Raw genomic sequence first — 18269 nt, 5'->3', positions numbered from 1 at the left:
GACGTTTAAGCGGGGGTCTGGGGGCGCAGCCCCCAGGTGCGGATGGGACGGGTAGGGGCGGCGGGGGCGAGACTCTCGGTGGTGGGGTCGGCGAGGAGCCAGGTCAGGACCTTCGGAAGGGCCCGTAGCGCGGCAAAGTGGGCGGCGGTGGGTTCGAGGACCGCTGTCGCCCGGGGAATGCGCGCCGCGAGCCAGGACGAGTGGGAGGCAGGGGAGAACACGTCCTTCACCCCGTGCCACAGCAACACCGGCACCTGAATCTCCGCCGGCTCGAACCCCCACCGCCCGGTCAACGCCAGCGCGTCGTCCACCCACCCGTACGGCGAAGTCCGCAACGCCTCCCGGTAGTTGCGCAACAGCATCGACCGGATCGTGTTGTCCGACACAATCTGCCGGTCGTCATCGGTGAGTTCGTGCCGCAGCTCCTCCAGCAACCGCACAGGATCCCGCCGAATCGCGGCGGACCGCGGAATCAGCCGAGCGACAAACCGCTCGGGATCGGTGAACGCGGTCCGGAACTCATTGACGTTCGACGGCGCCATCCCCGCGAACCAGTCCAGCCCCTCGGCATTGCGCGGCGCCAGCCCGACCAGCGCCGCGGCCCGAGTCACCCGCTCCGGCATCAACGCGGCACACGCCAGCGCGTGCGGAGCGCCTCCGGACCGCCCGGCCACCGCGAACCGCTCGATGCCCAGGGCGTCGGCGACCTCCGCCACGTCCTGCACCACGTCGACGACGCGGCGTCCCTGCATACGGTCGGAACCCCCGTACCCCGGACGGTCGTAGCTGATGAGCCGGGTGCCGCGCTGGTACAGGAACATGGACCGCGGCCGGGGTCCGACCCGGCTGCCGGGCATCCCGTGCAGCAGGAACACCGGGCGACCGCGCGGATCCCCCGAGACCTCGACGCGCAGCAGCCGCCCGTCCCTCGTCCGCACATGGTCACGCACAGTGCTCCCCCTCCCCCGGTTTCCCCCGGCCCGGTGGACCGGGACAAACGCTGCACGATCCTTGCCCGCCAGCCCGTACGGCGAAACGAATCCGCAGGTCAACCAAGCTTCATATCAAGCCACTTGACGCCGTACCGCAGCCTCCGTAGCGTCGCATCCCGTACGTACATGTGATTTGCATTCACATCCGGGGACGAGAATGAAGACGGGCGGGATGGGTATGAGCGGGCGGCGTGTGGTGGTGTCCGGCGGCGGAACCGGAATCGGCCTGGCGACGGCGGAGGCGTTCGCGGCGGACGGCGACCGGGTGGTGCTCCTGGGCCGTCGCGAGGACATCCTGCGCAAGGCGGCCGAGGGACTGGACGAGCGCCACGGGGACGGGACCGCGTCCTGGTACGCGGCGGACCTGGCCGACCCCGAACAGGTCGGTGCGGCAAGGAAGTTCATCGCAGCGGACGACACCCCCGTCGACGTACTGGTCGCCAACGCGGGCGGAAACGTGGCTCCTTCGCACGACGGCTCGCTCGCCTCCGTGGCCGACAGCTACCGCCGCAATTTCGACGCCAACGTCCTGACCGCGGTCCTGCTCACCGAGGCTCTGCTTCCGCACCTCCGGCGCCCCGGCGGCCGTATCGTGCAGCTCTCCTCGATCGCCTCGCTGCGCGGCCCCGGCTCGTACGGCGGCTCCAAGGGCTGGATCAACACGTACACGTACGACCTCGCCCAGCGCCTCGGCTCCGAGGGCATCACCGTGAACGCGGTCGCCCCCGGCTTCGTCGGCGACACGGAGTTCTTCGGCGACCGCGCGACCCCGGAGTTCGTCGCGTCCCGGGTGGCCCAGTCCCTCACGGGGCAGCCGGGCCACCCGTCGGAGATCGCCGCCGCCATCCGGTACGTGGCCTCACCCGAGGCGGCATACCTGACGGGCCAGCTCCTCCACATCAACGGCGGTGCGGCACTGGGGCGTTAGGCCCTCCTACAGCGGCGGGCGAGGCATCACGGTCACCTCGGGGATGGTGCCGCCGCAGCGCAGCACGGTGTCGAAGACGCGGAGGAACTCCTCCAACTCCAGCAGGGCGCCGTTGAGATAGCCGCGCTGCCTCCAGACCGGCATGACCTGGGCCGCGTACGCCATGTCCCAGCCCGTGTTGAACTCGGTCCGGGCATCCCCCTCTCCCCCACCGCAGTCGCTGACGACGAACCGGGTGAACCCCACGGCCGGGTGCTCGACCCGGAACGCCTCGACGAGCTTCTCCAGGGCCGCCTTGCTCACGTGATAGCCGGCGAACCCCGGCCAGGCGGGCGTGAGCGTGGCGCCGAGTGTGGACAGGTAGGCGGCGACACCGCGCGAGGCCGCGAGATACGGAAGCGCGGCGTTGGTGACGACTGCCGCACCGATCACGTTGGTCTCCAGGACACGGCGCCAGGTGTCGGCGTCGTGCTTCTCGATCGGGGCCAGCGGCCCGACCCCGGTCGCGTAGACGAGCGCGTCGATGCCGCCCAGCCCGGCGGCGGCCTCCTCGATCGCCGCCTGGCACGACGACTCGTCGGTCACGTCGCAGGCGATGGCGAGCGCGCCCGGACTCGCCTCCTTCGCCGCGTCGACCAGCCGGTCGTACCGGCGCGCCAGCAGGGCGACCTGGTCCCCGCGACGCCCGAGATCGACCCCGATGCACCGGCCCAGCCCACTCGACGCCCCGACCACCACAGCCCTCATGGAAGAACCTCATTCTCGTCAACCGGCAATCCCCTTCCGCCGCTTCTATCACGAGTCCGGCCCGAAGGGCAGACCCCCGACGCCCCTGGTCCGGGAGCCACCGCGGTACAACCCTTCGGCGGCCACGACGGTCAGATGTGCGAGCGCCGGCGTTTCCCAGTCGTTCCCCCATCCATCTCCGACGCGTAACCCGACGCTTGACCCGGATAACTCAGCTACCTCAGAGGGACCTTCATGCTCCGCACCGCCACCGACCGTCACACGCTCCGCAAGACCGCCGGCGCGATCGGCGCCGTCGCTCTCGTCGCACTGGGCAGCGCGCCCGCGGCCGCCGCGGACGACCCGCAACCCGGTCTTGCCCTGAGCCCGGTCTCCGTCACCGACGGCATAAAGCCGGGCAGCAGCTTCGACGTTCCGCTCGCCTTCACCAACAAGGGCTCGGCGGCGCTCGACAAGGTCTGGCTGTCGTACAACGTCACCCGCGGCCTCGCCCACACGGAGCTGCCCTCCAACTGCCTCCGCTACGAGATCCATTCCTACGACGAGGCCCCGAGCTACTCCGACGCGGTCTGCGAGTTCGACCAGACGGTGGAGCCCGGCGTCGTCTACGCACCGGAGAAGACGCTGACCCTGAAGGCCCAGGACTGGGTGCTGTACGACAAGCTCCGGGTCGCGGTCACCAGCTACAACTCCGGGGGCGACGACGGCGCCGAAGAGCCCGTGCGCGGTACCGGCCCCGCGGTGAAGCTGGTCGAGCAGACCGGTGCCACGCCCGGCGCCGGCGACGCGGACCACCCCGAATGGGACGCGGCCGATGTGGAGATCACCGCGGACAACACGGCCGACTTCCAGGTGACCGGAGGAAACCTGACGGGCCGCGTCGGCGACACGGTCAGCCTGAACGCGAAGTTCACCAACGCCGGGCCGGGCTGGGTCCTGAAGCCCGGCGGCCACCCGGTGTCGAAGGTTCTGATCGACATGCCCGCCGGTACGACGGTCACCAAGACCTCCCCCCACTGCAAGAAGGTCGGCTCCGGAAGCTACGAGTGCGGCACCAGCCAGTCGTGGCTCAACGAGGGCGAGGTCACGGCCTACGACTTCACGCTGAAGATCAACAAGGTGGTGTCGGGAGCCAAGGGCTCCGTGATGCTCGACACGGAGTCCCGCCCGTTCGACAAAAACAAGGCGAACGACACGGCCGCCATCACACTCGACGTCACCGGTGGCGGCTCGACCGGCGGTACCGGTTCGACGGGCGGTGACGGCTCGACCTCGTCCACCGGAGGCTCCGGCACCTCGTCGACCGGCGGTTCCGGCTCCACGGGCGGTTCCACCACGGGCGGTTCCTCGACGACCGGCACCTCGGGCACCTCGGGCAGCTCCACCTCTTCCACCACCGGCGGCGACCTGGCCAGCACCGGCTCCGGTTCGACCCTGCCCCTCGCGGGCGCGGCAGCCGCGGCCCTCGTCGCCGGCACGGGCGCGGTCGTGCTGGTACGCCGGCGCGCGGCCCGCCGGTAACGGCTGAGCCAACCACCGGGAGCGGCCCGGCACGTCGAGCTGAAGCTCAGCCTCGGCGTGCCGGGCCGCTCCCGGTCGACAGGTCAGTACAACAGCAGACCAGTACGACAGCAGGTCAGTACGGCAGCACTCGCCCCGAGGGCGTCCGCCGGTCGATCGTCAGATCGCGGGGAGCTGCGGGCCGACGGCTGGTACGGATGCGGATCTGACGGTTCATGACGCCCTCCTCATGCCTGATGAGCCCAGCGTCCTCGCCGACGCGCCCAGACACATCGTGCCCACGGAGGCGTCCCTCCTACCCCCGGAGCAGGATCCGACCGGGACACCCGTACTCCCGCAGCAGGACGCAGACTCCGGTACCGGCCCGCGAGCGGCATGGGGTTCGGTTCCGAATGCGGTGAATCCCTGCCGAACGTGCCTGATCCGGCGCTATCTTCGTACCCTGATTGGCCGTCACCTCGGCCCCAACGTCCAGGTGGCGCGTGCGAAACGGGGGAACGTCGGTGGCTTCGCTCAAGCATCTTGTCGTCGTGGTGCCCGGAATCGGCGGGAGTGTCCTGCAGACGGTGGAGGGGGCCGCCCGTTGGGACGAGCACCGCCGGCGGTTCATCGCCGCGGCTACCCGGCCCACACGGCTCGGCCTGGACACGCATCCGGACCTAATTCCCGTTGGGCTGATGCCGGACATCACCTTGGTCGGCCCGTTCGTCGTTCCTGGATACGACGGCCTCGTCCGCAGGCTCCGCAGCCGCTTCGACGATGTACGCGTGGACGTCGCGCGGCCCGGATACGAGCCGGACCGGCGGGCGGATGTGCTGCTCTTTCCGTACGACTTCCGCCACAGCATCCGGCACGCCGCTGAACGACTGCGCAACGAGATCAGGGCACGTCTCGATGGCGAGCACACCAGCGCCCGCCGTCGGCGTGTGATCGTGGTGGCGCACTCGATGGGCGGGTTGGTCGCCCGCTACTGGCTGGGCCCTCTCGGCGGCGCGGCCGACTGCGCGGCCCTGATCACGCTCGGCACCCCGCACCGCGGCGCACCGAAGGCACTGGACGTTCTGGTGAACGGACTGACGGTGGGCCCCAAGCGGCTGGGCGGGCTGACGGATGTGCTGCGTCAGTGGCCGTCGGCGTACGAGCTTCTGCCGCGCTATCCGGCGGTGGGACAGCCCGGCGGCGCGGCGGCACTGGCCCCGCACGAGCTGACGGAGGAGGCCACGGCCTTCGTTCCAGGCTTCGCGGCGAAGGCGAAGTCGGCCCGAAGCGTCCACGAGGACATCGAGACGGACTGGAATGACCTGTACGGCGGTCCGGACTGCCCCGAGGTGACGGCGGTGTTCGGGCGGGGACACGGCACACTCCAGCGGGCCTTGCTCTCGCCGGCCGGGATCTCGGTGACGAAGGACGCGGCGTCCTGGCTGCCCAACACCGACTGGCGCGGCGACGGCACCGTCCCGGCGATCTCGGCCATCCCCATCGAGCAGGAGGACAAACGCGCCCGCAGGGCGGTTGCGGAACGCCACATGGCCCTGGCGTCCACGTCCGTGGCGGTGGACATCCTGGCCGAGTACGAGGGACAGCCGCTCACGGCAGTACGCGGAGATCAGCCGGATCGGCCATGGCTCGGACTCGACCTGGACGAAACAGCCCCGGCCGGCCAACCGATCCGCGTCGGCGTGACCCTCAACGGGGCCCCGGTGGAGGAACGCACGCGAGTACAGGTCCGTGCCCGCGCCCGCGAGGGCAGCCCAGGCGGCGCCGAGTGGCAGCCGTGCACGAGGGGCGTGGACGGCAGTTGGCAGACCGATCTGCCGCCCCTGCCTGCGGGGACGTATGCGGTGGAGGCGGCCGCCATCCACGTCCCGGCCGTGAACCGCTTGAACGCCGGGGACGTCCTGGGCGTCGTCAGCACCGAAGACGTGGACGTGGCCCCATGAGCACGGCATGGCGGCGCTGGCCGAGCGACGACCCGAAGGCCCTGCTCGACTACGTTCAGCGCAAGCGCCACGGCGAGAGCACACCGGGGACACCGGCTCAGCTTCTCGGCACAGACATGCCGGCCCCTGGCGACAGCCCCGCCATCGACCGTGCCCGCGCTCTGTACGACGCCTTCGCCACCCGCAGGATCGTCTACGCCGACGAGCCGACCACCAGCGACCCAGGACGCCAGACCATTCGCCCGCCGTACGAGGTACTGACGTCGCCCCGGCACGGCACCTGCCTCGACCTCGCCGTCAGCTTCGCAGGAGCCTGCCTGGACGCCGGGCTCCATCCGCTCATCCTCATCACGGCGGGAAGCCAGAGCGGCCCCGCGCACGCATTGGTCGCCGTGTGGCTGGACGGCGCCTGGTCGAACCACGCCGACCGGGACTACCGCGCCGACGAACCGGACCCCGACTGGCAGACGCTTCCCCCCAACTTCCTCGACGACCTCGCCGACACCGAGGATGCCCCCGGAGCCTTCCTCGCCATCGACGTCACCGGCGTCGCCTCCCGGCCCGACTCCGCAGACCCCCGGCGGCGTCGGCAGCAGTCCTGGGCCGAGTCTGTCGCGCACGGTGCCGTACTACTGCGGCAGGCCGCCGACGAAGGTCGGCTGAGCGTCACGCTCGACGTGGGTCTGGGCTACGAGTACGGCGAACCGCTGCCTCTGCCCGATCAGCCGCGCACTCAGGTCCTCACACCGCCCTACCAGCCCATCCCCGAGGGCAGCGACGACACCGGGCCGCTGAAACTCCTCTGGGCCCGCCACGACGCCATCCGCTTCCATCCCCGCGACGAACTCGACTTCCTCCAGGACTGGTTCCAGGCCCCTGATCCCCAAGGGCCCCGCACCCGTATCGCCCTGCTCCACGGCGTCGGTGGAGCGGGAAAGACCCGCCTGGCCGCCGAACTCGCGCACCGCCTGGCACGCACCGGCTGGTTCACCGGCTTCCTCGCACGCGACCCCGACCTCCAGGACTGTGTGTGGCTCAGCCGTGTCGCCTCCCCGCTCATGGTGGTCGTCGACTACGCCGAAGACCACAAGTCGGCCGACGTGATCAACGTGCTCCGCACGCTGCGGGATCGCGAGGCACCCACCTGCCTCCTGCTGACCGCCCGTTCCATTGGCGGCTGGTGGGACGAGGAGATCGCCAACGCGCTTGAGGACGACGGCCGACGGCTGCTGGTGCAGCAACTGCCCCTGGCTGCCCGTCATCCCCGCCAGGCCGGCGTCTACCGCGCGGCCCTGCGGTCCTTCGGCGCAACGGAGACCACGGTCATGGGCAGCACCCCGCCGCCCGACCCGAACTCCGGCCGCTGGACCACCCTGGACCTGGTCATGCTGGCCTGGCTCGCCGCCCGAGGCTCCGACGACAACACCGAGACGCCCACCTCCGAGGAGCCCTTGTACGAGAAGATCCTCAAGCACGAACTCGACTACTGGGTGCGTACGTACAAGTCCCAGATCGGGAAACCCTCCAAGCGGACAAGGGAGATGCTGCGCGAGGCGGGAGCCTGCGTCAGTCTGCTCGCCCCGCGAGAGGACCGGCTCGATCACGTTCTCACGACCATCACCGAACTCCGCGGCGACACCAAGCGGCGTGACGAAGTAACTGCCCTCTTGGAGGAGTTGCTGCCCACAACGCCCGAGGACGGCACCGTCGCGGTGCGCCCCGACCCACTGGGCACCCACCTCGTGTCAGCCGTCTTCCGCACGAAACGCGAGCTGTTCGGCGCATGCCTCAAGAGCGCGGACACGGACGAGCAACTGAACGCCTGCGTGAGCGTGTCACGCCTCGCCACAGCGAGCGGCGGAGCGGACGCTGACACGTTGGCGCATTCGGCCTTGCAAGCGGTCTCCGAGCTGTGGCAGCCGGCGCTCTCGCTGGCCGCCGCGCAGGGAGGTCCGTTCGTCAAGGCCCTCGAATCCCTTGCCTCTGCCGAGCCGACACCGCTGCCACTGGCCGAACTGGCCGCCACACTCCCGATTGGACACAGCAACCTGCGGGGACTCGCACTGATCGCAACCGACCGTTCCCGGCCAGATGACTTGGAAGATTCGTCCGAGGAAGTTCTGGCAGCACGTGCCGGTTGGCTCAACAACCTCTCCGTCCGGCAGGGCGAGACCGGCGACCGGCAGGGCGCACTCACCTCCATCACCGAAGCCGTCGACCACTACCGCGCCCTCACCACCGGACCCAACGGCCCCGCCTTCCTCCCCGACCTCGCCATGTCCCTCAACAACCTCTCCAACCGGCAGAGCGAGACCGGCGACCAGCAGGCCGCACTCACCTCCATCACCGAAGCCGTCAGCATCCGCCGCGCCCTCACCACCGGACCCAACGGCCCCGCCTACCTCCCCCACCTCGCCATGTCCCTCAACAACCTCTCCAACCAGCAGAGCGACACCGGCGACCACCAGGCCGCACTCACCTCCATCACCGAAGCCGTCGACCACTACCGCACCCTCACCACCGGACCCAACGGCCCCGCCTACCTCCCCCACCTCGCCACATCCCTCAACAACCTCTCCAACCAGCAGAGCAACACCGGCGACCACCAGGCCGCACTCACCTCCATCACCGAAGCCGTCAGCATCCGCCGCGCCCTCACCACCGGACCCAACGGCCCCGCCTACCTCCCCCACCTCGCCACATCCCTCAACAACCTCTCCAACCAGCAGAGCAACACCGGCGACCAGCAGGCCGCACTCACCTCCATCACCGAAGCCGTCGACCACTACCGCACCCTCACCACCGGACCCAACGGCCCCGCCTACCTCCCCCACCTCGCCACATCCCTCAACAACCTCTCCAACCAGCAGAGCGAAACCGGCGACCAGCAGGCCGCACTCACCTCCATCACCGAAGCCGTCAGCATCCGCCGCGCCCTCACCACCGGACCCAACGGCCCCGCCTACCTCCCCGACCTCGCCGGATCCCTCAACAACCTCTCCAACCGGCAGAGCGAGACCGGCGACCAGCAGGCCGCACTCACCTCCATCACCGAAGCCGTCGACAACTACCGCACCCTCACCACCGGACCCAACGGCCCCGCCTACCTCCCCGACCTCGCCATGTCCCTCAACAACCTCTCCAACCAGCAGAGCAACACCGGCGACCAGCAGGCCGCACTCACCTCCATCACCGAAGCCGTCAGCATCCGCCGCGCCCTCACCACCGGACCCAACGGCCCCGCCTTCCTCCCCGACCTCGCCATGTCCCTCAACAACCTCTCCAACCAGCAGAGCAACACCGGCGACCAGCAGGCCGCACTCACCTCCATCACCGAAGCCGTCAGCATCCGCCGCGCCCTCACCACCGGACCCAACGGCCCCGCCTTCCTCCCCAACCTCGCCATGTCCCTCAACAACCTCTCCAACCAGCAGAGCAACACCGGCGACCACCAGGCCGCACTCACCTCCATCACCGAAGCCGTCGACAACTACCGCACCCTCACCACCGGACCCAACGGCCCCGCCTTCCTCCCCCACCTCGCCGGATCCCTCAACAACCTCTCCGTCCGGCAGGGCGAGACCGGCGACCAGCAGGCCGCACTCACCTCCATCACCGAAGCCGTCGACAACTACCGCGCCCTCACCACCGGACCCAACGGCCCCGCCTTCCTCCCCGACCTCGCCGGATCCCTCAACAACCTCTCCGTCCGGCAGGGCGAGACCGGCGACCAGCAGGCCGCACTCACCTCCATCACCGAAGCCGTCGACAACTACCGCACCCTCACCACCGGACCCAACGGCCCCGCCTACCTCCCCGACCTCGCCATGTCCCTCAACAACCTCTCCAACCGGCAGAGCGACACCGGCGACCAGCAGGCCGCACTCACCTCCATCACCGAAGCCGTCAGCATCCGCCGCGCCCTCACCACCGGACCCAACGGCCCCGCCTTCCTCCCCGACCTCGCCATGTCCCTCAACAACCTCTCCAACCGGCAGAGCGACACCGGCGACCAGCAGGCCGCACTCACCTCCATCACCGAAGCCGTCGACAACTACCGCACCCTCACCACCGGACCCAACGGCCCCGCCTACCTCCCCGACCTCGCCATGTCCCTCAACAACCTCTCCAACCAGCAGAGCAACACCGGCGACCAGCAGGCCGCACTCACCTCCATCACCGAAGCCGTCAGCATCCGCCGCGCCCTCACCACCGGACCCAACGGCCCCGCCTTCCTCCCCCACCTCGCCATGTCCCTCAACAACCTCTCCAACCAGCAGAGCAACACCGGCGACCACCAGGCCGCACTCACCTCCATCACCGAAGCCGTCAGCATCCGCCGCGCCCTCACCACCGGACCCAACGGCCCCGCCTACCTCCCCAACCTCGCCATGTCCCTCAACAACCTCTCCAACCAGCAAAGCCAGACCGGCGACCATCGAGCAGCTCTCCACACCTCCGACCAGGTGATCTCCGAGTTCCCGTCCGGCCCCCAAGCCGAGTTACTCGTCTCCCGCGCCAGCAACTGGCGTCGTACGCAGGATGACCATGCCGGTGCCATTGCGGACCTGCTCTCCGCCGCGCGACGCGCCGACGAGACCACCGACCCCACCTGGGCCGGACGCGCCCGCCGTGCAGTCCGGGATCTCGTCAACACCCTGCGGCAGGACTCGCTGTACCGGCCGGCTCTGGAGCAGGCGCGCAAGGACTTGCCGACCTGGGCAAAGGGCGAGCTCCCGGATGAGTCCGTCGAGCGATTCAACCAGTGGCTTTCAGCCGGGAGTTGGACCGAGCAGGAGGACTTCCTCAAGCGGACGTACGCGCTCGTGACCACACCGCAGGAGCAGGCCGCCCTAGAGATCGCCCGTGTGGTGTACCCGGAGGCCACCGCGCTCACCGACCTCGCAGACCTGACAACGGCCGCCGCAGAACGCGGCCTTGACCGCGTACTGGACGAGAACCGCGCATTCCACACCGCCTCAGACCTGGTGAGGCGGTGGCTCGCCACTCCCACCTGGCCGGCGGACCTGGAGTTCCTCGGCCAGCACCCCGCTCTGACCAATGACCCCCTTGTCAGGGAACTGCTCGGTTCCTTCTCGGACGACCCGGCGTCACGTCAGCATCTGGGCATCCTCGGCCTCACCGAGCAGCTGGATATCCCAGACATCTACGATGCCGTGACCGATCCGTCGACGGCCGTGGATACGGCCATGGACTTCATCGAGCAGGGGCAGTTGGAGGGGCTCCACTGGCTCCTCCTGGCGGTCCCGATGCTCACCCGCATACCTTTCGTCACGCCCTATGTGATCGCGGTGCACGAGTTGTTCTTCCCGGTGACGACCGAGGAAGCGCACGCCTCCCCGAGTCCCGCGGAATTCATGGGCCAGGCCGCCGATCAGGGCTCCGAGGTGCAGCGCGGAGCCGGTGCGGCGCGCCTGCGCGCCCTGGCCCGCCGCCGCTCGGAGCACGCTGCCGCGCTGGATCACCTCGCCGGCATCCTCACCGCGGATCCGGCGGAGGCCACGGCAGACGAAGCGGCCTCCGATGCCGGATGACCGGCCGGCCCACACCGGGCAGCCTCCTGAGCTGACCGCCGAAGAGATCACCCATCTCCGTAACCTCGGCCGGTCCGTCGGCTCGGCCCCCGGATACCGGTCCCTACAGGACGCGCTCGACACCGCGCTCAGAGCGGCCCTTCGCCATCGGCACGAGGGAGTCGGCTGGCACGCAATCGTCCGTGCCCTTGGAATAGCCGAGGAAGAACTCCGACACCGTATGCGCGAAAGGGCAGACAAGCCGCACGAACCACCTCAGCCGGGTAGGGCAAGTCCGGGCTTGTCCATCGCCTCGGAACACGACAGCCCCAAGCCCTCGGGCCCGAGCACATCCGCGCGTCAGCACGCCTTGGGCTCGATCTCCGCGTCCATGTCACAGCACATGACCTTCTCGGGCACCATCTCGGCGCACGCGACTGTCGACCAGGGCACCATCGCCCCCACGGGCATCTCCCGCCGTGTCCTCTTCCTCTCCGGAGATCCTCGTCCAGGACGTAACGACTTCGGTTCCGAAGCGGCATGCGTCCGGCAGGCTCTCGTCGGCAGCTTCGTCCAGCTCATCGAGATGGCGTCCGTCCAACTCGCTGAGATCTGCCCGGCATTGGACCAGTACTCGCCCGCTGTTCTGCACATCGCGGCACACAGTGCGTTCGGCGGCGTCCACCTCACCCAGGAAGGCAGCGATCTGTCCATCGCCTACAGAGACCTGTGCGCACAGATCGCCCGCGTTCGTTCCCCACCCCGCCTCGTCATCCTGAACGTCTGCGACTCGGTCGCACTCGCCGATCAGCTGGCCCGGACGATCGCGGCAGTGATCAGCTGGCCCTACGCGATCAGTGACGCCCAAGCACAGGTCTTCACACGGCAGCTCTACCGCTCCCTTACCGGCCAGCGGTCCATCGCCGAGAGCTGCAAGGACTCCGAAGCCGCCCTGACCGGCCCTCACCCGGACTGCCCACCGCCAGTACTGCACGGCCTTGCCACAAGCCGCGCCTTCTGAAGCGCCGACTGCTGCCCAGCCAACCGGGGACGTAATCGACATGGCGCCCACGGAATGGAGGAAGGTCATTTCGGAGGCAGCCGATCAACGTGCCATCCCGCAGTGGATGCGCGTGCCCTGAACGGCCTCCAGTTCAGCACCACACCACCAACCCGGCTCGCGGAGGCCACCCCTGGCGCACGACACGCGGCCCTGGGACGGCGACTTGGGCATCGATCCACGAGAGGCCGGCAGGCCGACAACGTGGGTCGGCCGCCTCAGGCGATCAGGCTCGTACGTCTCGCTGCTGAACTTCCTTGAGTACTCCGGCCACCGTCGCGAAGTCGTTGCCCACGTGGAGAACGGTGTGCCCGTGATGGACCGCGGTCGCACACACCAACAGGTCGATCGCCCCAGCCACGCGATGCTGGCCATGCACTGGCCCTCCGGTACCGGAGGGCCTCGAAGCGCGACATCCGGCGGGCGTTCTTTCGAGTGTGCCGCGGGCATGCGACCTGTCCGTCAAACCGAAAGGTCAGCTGTCCCGTTGGAGGGTTCTAGGCGGATCACGATGGATTTGGTCGTGGGAGTGTTGCTGGTCTCGGCCGTGGAGTCCAGTGCGACCAGCACGTTCGTCTCCGGGTAGTAGGCGGCGGCGCAGCCGCGCGGCGTCGGATAGCGGACGGCGCGGAAGCCGGGGGCCCGGCGTTCACCGTCAGGGTAGACGCTGACCAGATCGACCAGGTCGCCGTCGTGCAGGTGGAGGTCACGGAGGTCGTCCCGGTTGACGAAGACGACCCGCCGTCCGCCCTTGATGCCGCGGTAACGGTCGTCGAGGCCGTAGACGGTGGTGTTGAACTGGTCGTGCGACCGTACCGTCGTCAGCAGCAAGTGCCCCGGCGGGACTTCGGGCGCGGTCGGTGGGTTGACGGTGAAGCGCGCCTTGCCGGTCGGCGTGGGGAAGGTGCGGGAGTCGCGCGGTGCCCGGGGGAGCATGAAGCCGCCGGGCTGCCGGACGCGTTGCTCGAAGGCGTGGAATCCGGGGACCACATGCTCGATGTGGCGGCGGATCACGGCGTAGTCGTCGCGCATGATGCGCCAGCCGAGGTCGTCGCCGAAGAGCGCGTGACCGAGGTCGGCGATGATCGCGACCTCGCTGCGCAGATGCGGTGATCCGGGAAGGAGCCGTCCGTGCGAGGCGTGCACCATGGCCATCGTGTCTTCGACCGTGACGAACTGCTCGCCGGATGCCTGCTGGTCGCGCTCGGTGCGGCCGAGGCAGGGCAGGAGAAGTGCCTCGGTGCCGTGGCACAGATGCGACCGGTTCAGTTTGGTCGCGACATGGACGGTGAGGACGCAGTTGGCCAGTGCGGCCTCGGTGACCTCCGTGTCGGGCGTGGCCGATGCGAAGTTGCCGCCAAGGCCGATGAACACGTCGACCTTGCCGTCGCGCATGGCCTTGATCGAGTCGACGGTGTCCAAGCCGTGGGCGCTGGGCGGCTCGAACCCGAACTCGTCGCGGAGCTTGTCCAGGAACGTGTCCGGCATCTTCTCCCAGATGCCCATGGTGCGATCGCCCTGGACGTTGCTGTGTCCGCGGATCGGGGCGGGCCCGGCACCGGGGCGTCCGATGTTGCCGCGCAGCAGAAGGAAGTTGACGATCTCGCGGATGGTGGCCACCGCGTTGCGGTGCTGGGTCAGCCCCATCGCCCAGCAGACGATGACGCTGTCGGCGGCGAGCACGTCGGCCGCGCAGTCCTCGATCAGGCGGCGGGACAGTCCGGCCATCGTCTCGATCCGCGACCAGTCCAAGGCACGCCATGCCGCTGCCGCTGCCTCGTAGCCGTCGCAGTACCGGTCGATGAAGTCGTGGTCGAGGGCGGAGCCCGGCTGGGAGTCCTCCCGATCGGTCAGGGCACGGTTCAAACCTGAGAACAGGGCCAGATCGCCGTTGATGCGCACCGGGAGGTAGCGGTCGGCGAGCTTCGTACCATGGCCGACCAGGCCGCGCGCGGTCTGCGGGTTGTGGAAGCGGCCGAAACCGGCCTCGGGGAGCGGGTTGGCGGCGATGATGCGGGCGCCGCGCCGCTTGGCCTGTTCGAGCGCGGTGAGCATACGGGGGTGGCAGGTGCCGGGGTTCTGGCCCACGACGATGATCAAGTCTGCGTGATCGGTGATGTCGGAGAACGTGATCAGGCCCTTTCCGACGCCGATGGTCTCGCTCAGGGCCGCGCCGCTCGACTCGTGGCACATGTTCGAGCAGTCCGGCAGATTGTTCGTGCCGAGCCTGCGCGCCAGCAACTGGTAGAGAAAGGCGGCCTCGTTGCTCGTCCGGCCGCTGGTGTAAAAGACGGCACGGCTCGGATCGGCGAGGCTGCGCAGGCGATCGGCGGTGAGCGCGAGCGCGCCCTCCCACGGGATGGGCGCATAGTGGGTCGCGCCGGGGGCGAGATGCATCGGCTGGGCCAGTCGGCCCTGCGACTCCAGCCAGTGACCGTCCCGCTCCCGCAGGGCAGCGACGGAGTGCTCGGCGAAGAATGCCGCGTCGACCCGTTTGCGCGTGGCTTCCCAGGCGACGGCCTTCGCGCCGTTCTCGCAGAACTCCGCGATCTTCCGGTGGTCGGGATCGGGGTCGCCCCATGCGCAGCTCGGACAGTCGAAACCGTCGACATGGTTCATCGTCAACAGCGTTTGAAGACTCCGCTTCGGCCCCATTTCGGCCAGGGAATACCGCGCTGATTCGGTGATGCTGTGGATTCCGACGCTGGACTTCTTGGGGCCTGACGATGTCAGATCCGATGCGGGCGGAGGGACGCCCGCCGACCCGTGTGCACCCGTCGGGTTGATCGGTTGCTCAGCCATGACTGCCTCTTTGCCCCATACGGGAGCCGATGGTCTGCGAGGGCAGAGTTGACCGCAGCCGCGTACGCGAGGAGCGTGAGCCGGCACCGAGTGCGCACCCACCGCGAGGCGGGTGCGCACTCGGTGTCCGGCCTGACGGCGGCCGGACACCTGTGGCTTCCTTCCCGCTCTTACGCCGCGAGCGCGTGACCGGGATGCAGTACGACCTTGGTGTAGCCCTCGATCCGCTGGTCGAACTTCTCGTACGCGAGCGGCGCCTGGTCCAGCGGCAGTTCGTGGGAGACCACGAAGCTGGGCTTGGCGCGCCCCGCGATGATCAGGTCGCGCAGCTGGCGGTTGTACTGCTTGACGTTGCACTGACCGGTACCCATCCGCTGCCCCTTCTCGAACATCCGTCCGATGGAGACCAGTAGCTGACCGTGCTTGGCGTTCTCGTCGGGTCCGCCCGGGTCGGACGGCACGTACAGGCCCGGCACACCCAGCATGCCCGTCGGCCGCACGGTCTCGACGAGGGTGTTGAGGACGACGGCGGGTTCCTCATGGCTGGCATCGTGCGCCTGGGCCTGGTAGCCGACGGCGTCGACGCCCTTGTCGGTTCCCTCGCCCCCGGTCTGTTCCTTGATCCGCCCGGCCGGGTCACCCTTGGTGAAGTCGATCGGGATGGCCCCGATCTCCTCGGCCTTGGCGAGCCGCTCGGGCACCCGGTCCACGGAGAACACCTTCGACGCACCGCGCAGCAGCGCGGAATATGCAGCCATCAGCCCGACCGGGCCGGCACCGAAGACGGCCACGCTCTCTCCGGGGGACACCTGGGCGAGCTCACATCCGTGGTAGCCGGTCGGGAAGATGTCGGCGAGCAGCACGAAATCGGTCTCGAACTCGTTGCCCGGCGGCAGCTTCAAACAGTTGAAGTCGGCGAAGGGCACCCGCAGCAGCTCTGCCTGCCCGCCCTTGTACGGACCCATGGCCACGTAGCCATAGGCTCCGCCGGCGAAGCCCGGATTGACCGTCAAGCAGAAGCCGGTCTTCCCGGCGAGGCAGTTCTTGCAGAATCCGCAGGCCACGTTGAACGGCATGACGACGCGGTCACCCTTGGACAGGGAAGTCACACCGGCGCCGGCTTCCTCGACGATGCCCATGTTCTCGTGTCCGAACACGATGCCGGACTCGGCCGCCGTGCGGCCTTCGTACATGTGCAGGTCGGATCCGCAGATGGCGGTCGACGTCACGCGTACCAGCACGTCGTTCGGGTGCTGGATCTGCGGATCGTCGACGTCCCTGATGGTGACGCTGAAGGGCTTCTCATAGACAACGGCTTTCACCTGGATCACCTCCGCGTCGAACGCTGGGTGACGACGACCGCCCTACCGAGGCCCTTGCCGGGGGAACACGAAACCAGGCGGAGCCCGTCGGTCCGCGTCGTAGCCCCAGGCGCTCTTGCTGCACCACTGGATACTTCCAGGGAACGCCCGTACCGGCTGCGCTGCAACCCCCCTCGGGCTGCCGGCAGCTGCGCCATGGGCATCAGCTCCGACTCTGTGATTGCCCCGAACCTGACCGTGGACGGCATCGAGGGCCTGCGGGTGGTGGACGCGTCCGTCATATCCACGGTCGTCTCGGTCAACACGAACACCGCGGCGATCGTGATCGCCAAGAAGGGTGCCGACCTCATCCCGGGGCGTGACGGGCACCACGAACGCGGAAGCCGGGTCCTCCCCGCAGCGCGGGGCGCTCATTTCCTGATGCTTCCCGATGTCCGCTTCCGACGCTCCGTCTGGACCGTTTTCAGAACGGGCGGCTCCCAGCGCAATGCCCACATCGGCCGCCGCTGCACGCCGGTGCGGCAACGATCAGGCCTCAGAGGCCGGCGGCGTCGAACCCCGGCGCCGGCGGTGGCATGCCGCTCTCCACCCGCCTGTGCCCCACCCGCCTCAGACCCGAACACACCGGAACCCCGAAGCATGCGCACAGGTCAACGGAGCGCCAACTCCCGTCTACGGAGCCGCTGCTGAACTCGTGAGTAGCGATGCTGCCGGCCTTCACCACGGTGCGCTCTCGGCGCCGGCGTGTCGGTGTGCCACTGACGATCAGGCTCGTACGTCTCGCTGCTGAACTTCCTTGAGTACTCCGGCCACCGTCGCGAAGTCGTTGTCCACGTGGAGAACGGTGTGCCCGTGGTGGACCGCGGTCGCGCACACCAACAGGTCGATCGCTCCAGCCGCGCGATGCTGGCCATGCTGGGTCAGTTTGTACTGGGCGGTGTCGACCCAACGCCAGGCATTCTTCGGTACCGGAGAGAGCAGGCAGAGTGCGTCCAGCTCCTCCGCGAGCTCGTCCCGGTGGGACGGGCTGGTCGCCGAGTAGAGGAATTCGGCGCGGGTCGGCTCACAGATGTGGAACACCCCGGCGGCGATGTGTCCCTCCCAGGGGCGCAACGCACCCGGGGTGCGGAACAGATGCCACAGAGCCGAGGTGTCCACCAGATACGTGATCACTCGAAGGCCGCGCGCCGGGCGCGCTTCTCCGCGTCATGCGCAGCCGATGCGTGCTCGAACTCTCCACGCGCACCCCGCGCGGCCAGCTTCTCCGCAGCCTCAAGCCTCTTGAATCGCGCCACGTAGTCCCGAAGGGCCGCGTTGACGGTCTCCTTCTTCGTCGTGACGCCCATGAGCCGCATGGCCTCGGCCAGTGCCTCGTCGTCGAGATCAATCTGCGTGACGGACATCGGACACCTCCAACATCCAC

General features: G+C 68.9%; 12 protein-coding genes and 1 pseudogene. 6 read left to right on the top strand and 7 right to left on the bottom strand.

Annotation, left to right across the window (positions count from 1 at the left end; translation table 11 throughout):
- Window positions 1-5: 5 nt before the first annotated feature.
- Entirely contained in the window at window positions 6-950 is a 945-nt protein-coding gene (locus tag OIC96_RS32830; RefSeq protein ID WP_330304386.1) for an alpha/beta fold hydrolase, read from the bottom strand.
- Window positions 951-1170: 220 nt separating this feature from the next.
- Between OIC96_RS32830 and OIC96_RS32825 the strand changes: the two genes are divergently transcribed.
- Complete coding sequence (locus tag OIC96_RS32825; protein ID WP_330304387.1) at window positions 1171-1920, top strand: SDR family NAD(P)-dependent oxidoreductase; 750 nt, start codon at window positions 1171-1173, stop codon at window positions 1918-1920.
- Between the two features lie 6 nt (window positions 1921-1926).
- Here the strand turns inward: OIC96_RS32825 and OIC96_RS32820 are convergent, their stop codons facing one another.
- A complete protein-coding gene (locus OIC96_RS32820) occupies window positions 1927-2667 on the bottom strand; it encodes an SDR family oxidoreductase (RefSeq protein ID WP_330304388.1) in 741 nt (246 codons plus the stop codon).
- Window positions 2668-2901: 234 nt separating this feature from the next.
- Here OIC96_RS32820 and OIC96_RS32815 point away from each other — a divergent pair, with 234 nt between their 5' ends.
- The 4 genes from OIC96_RS32815 (at window position 2902) to OIC96_RS32800 (ending at window position 12683) form a co-directional block, all read left to right on the top strand.
- Entirely contained in the window at window positions 2902-4188 is a 1287-nt protein-coding gene (locus OIC96_RS32815; RefSeq protein WP_330304389.1) for a hypothetical protein, read from the top strand.
- A gap of 503 nt (window positions 4189-4691) precedes the next feature.
- The gene (locus OIC96_RS32810; protein ID WP_330304390.1) at window positions 4692-6128 is read left to right on the top strand and encodes a lipase/acyltransferase domain-containing protein; all 1437 of its coding nucleotides are present in this window, start codon (window positions 4692-4694) and stop codon (window positions 6126-6128) included.
- Window positions 6125-11683 carry a hypothetical protein gene (locus tag OIC96_RS32805; RefSeq protein WP_330304391.1) on the top strand — a complete coding sequence of 1853 codons (5559 nt, stop codon included), beginning with the start codon at window positions 6125-6127 and terminating at the stop codon, window positions 11681-11683. Before OIC96_RS32810 ends, OIC96_RS32805 begins: the two co-directional genes overlap by 4 nt.
- 370 nt (window positions 11684-12053) lie before the next feature.
- The gene (locus OIC96_RS32800; protein ID WP_330304392.1) at window positions 12054-12683 is read left to right on the top strand and encodes a CHAT domain-containing protein; all 630 of its coding nucleotides are present in this window, start codon (window positions 12054-12056) and stop codon (window positions 12681-12683) included.
- A 265-nt stretch (window positions 12684-12948) separates the two neighbouring features.
- On the opposite strand, the pseudogene OIC96_RS32795 reads toward OIC96_RS32800, so the two are convergent.
- The 3 genes and pseudogenes from OIC96_RS32795 to OIC96_RS32785 form a co-directional block, all read right to left on the bottom strand.
- Window positions 12949-13095 (bottom strand): annotated as a pseudogene (locus tag OIC96_RS32795) (VapC toxin family PIN domain ribonuclease); the annotation flags it as partial.
- Window positions 13096-13184: 89 nt separating this feature from the next.
- Window positions 13185-15524: an FdhF/YdeP family oxidoreductase gene (locus OIC96_RS32790; protein WP_406501601.1), complete on the bottom strand. Its 2340-nt coding sequence runs from the start codon at window positions 15522-15524 to the stop codon at window positions 13185-13187.
- Between the two features lie 170 nt (window positions 15525-15694).
- Window positions 15695-16846, bottom strand: coding sequence for a glutathione-independent formaldehyde dehydrogenase (locus tag OIC96_RS32785; protein ID WP_330304393.1), 1152 nt, complete (start codon window positions 16844-16846; stop codon window positions 15695-15697).
- Between OIC96_RS32785 and OIC96_RS32780 the strand changes: the two genes are divergently transcribed.
- Window positions 16775-17536 (top strand): GMC oxidoreductase, encoded by a 762-nt coding sequence (locus tag OIC96_RS32780; protein WP_330462147.1) that lies wholly within the window; start codon window positions 16775-16777, stop codon window positions 17534-17536. The two genes, OIC96_RS32785 and OIC96_RS32780, sit on opposite strands and share 72 nt — an antisense overlap.
- A 75-nt stretch (window positions 17537-17611) precedes the next feature.
- On the opposite strand, the gene OIC96_RS32775 is transcribed toward OIC96_RS32780, so the two are convergent.
- Window positions 17612-18019, bottom strand: a complete 408-nt coding sequence (locus OIC96_RS32775) for a PIN domain nuclease (protein ID WP_330304394.1) — start codon at window positions 18017-18019, stop codon at window positions 17612-17614.
- A complete protein-coding gene (locus OIC96_RS32770) occupies window positions 18016-18249 on the bottom strand; it encodes a type II toxin-antitoxin system VapB family antitoxin (protein ID WP_330304395.1) in 234 nt (77 codons plus the stop codon). The genes OIC96_RS32775 and OIC96_RS32770 overlap by 4 nt, the downstream gene beginning before the upstream one ends.
- Window positions 18250-18269: the final 20 nt, after the last annotated feature.

The organism is Streptomyces sp. NBC_00775 (genome assembly GCF_036347135.1).
In the GTDB taxonomy this organism is placed as follows: Bacteria; Actinomycetota; Actinomycetes; order Streptomycetales; family Streptomycetaceae; genus Streptomyces; species Streptomyces lutosisoli.
Note: the sequence above shows the minus strand (reverse complement) of the source record. Positions and strands in the feature narration are given on the sequence as shown.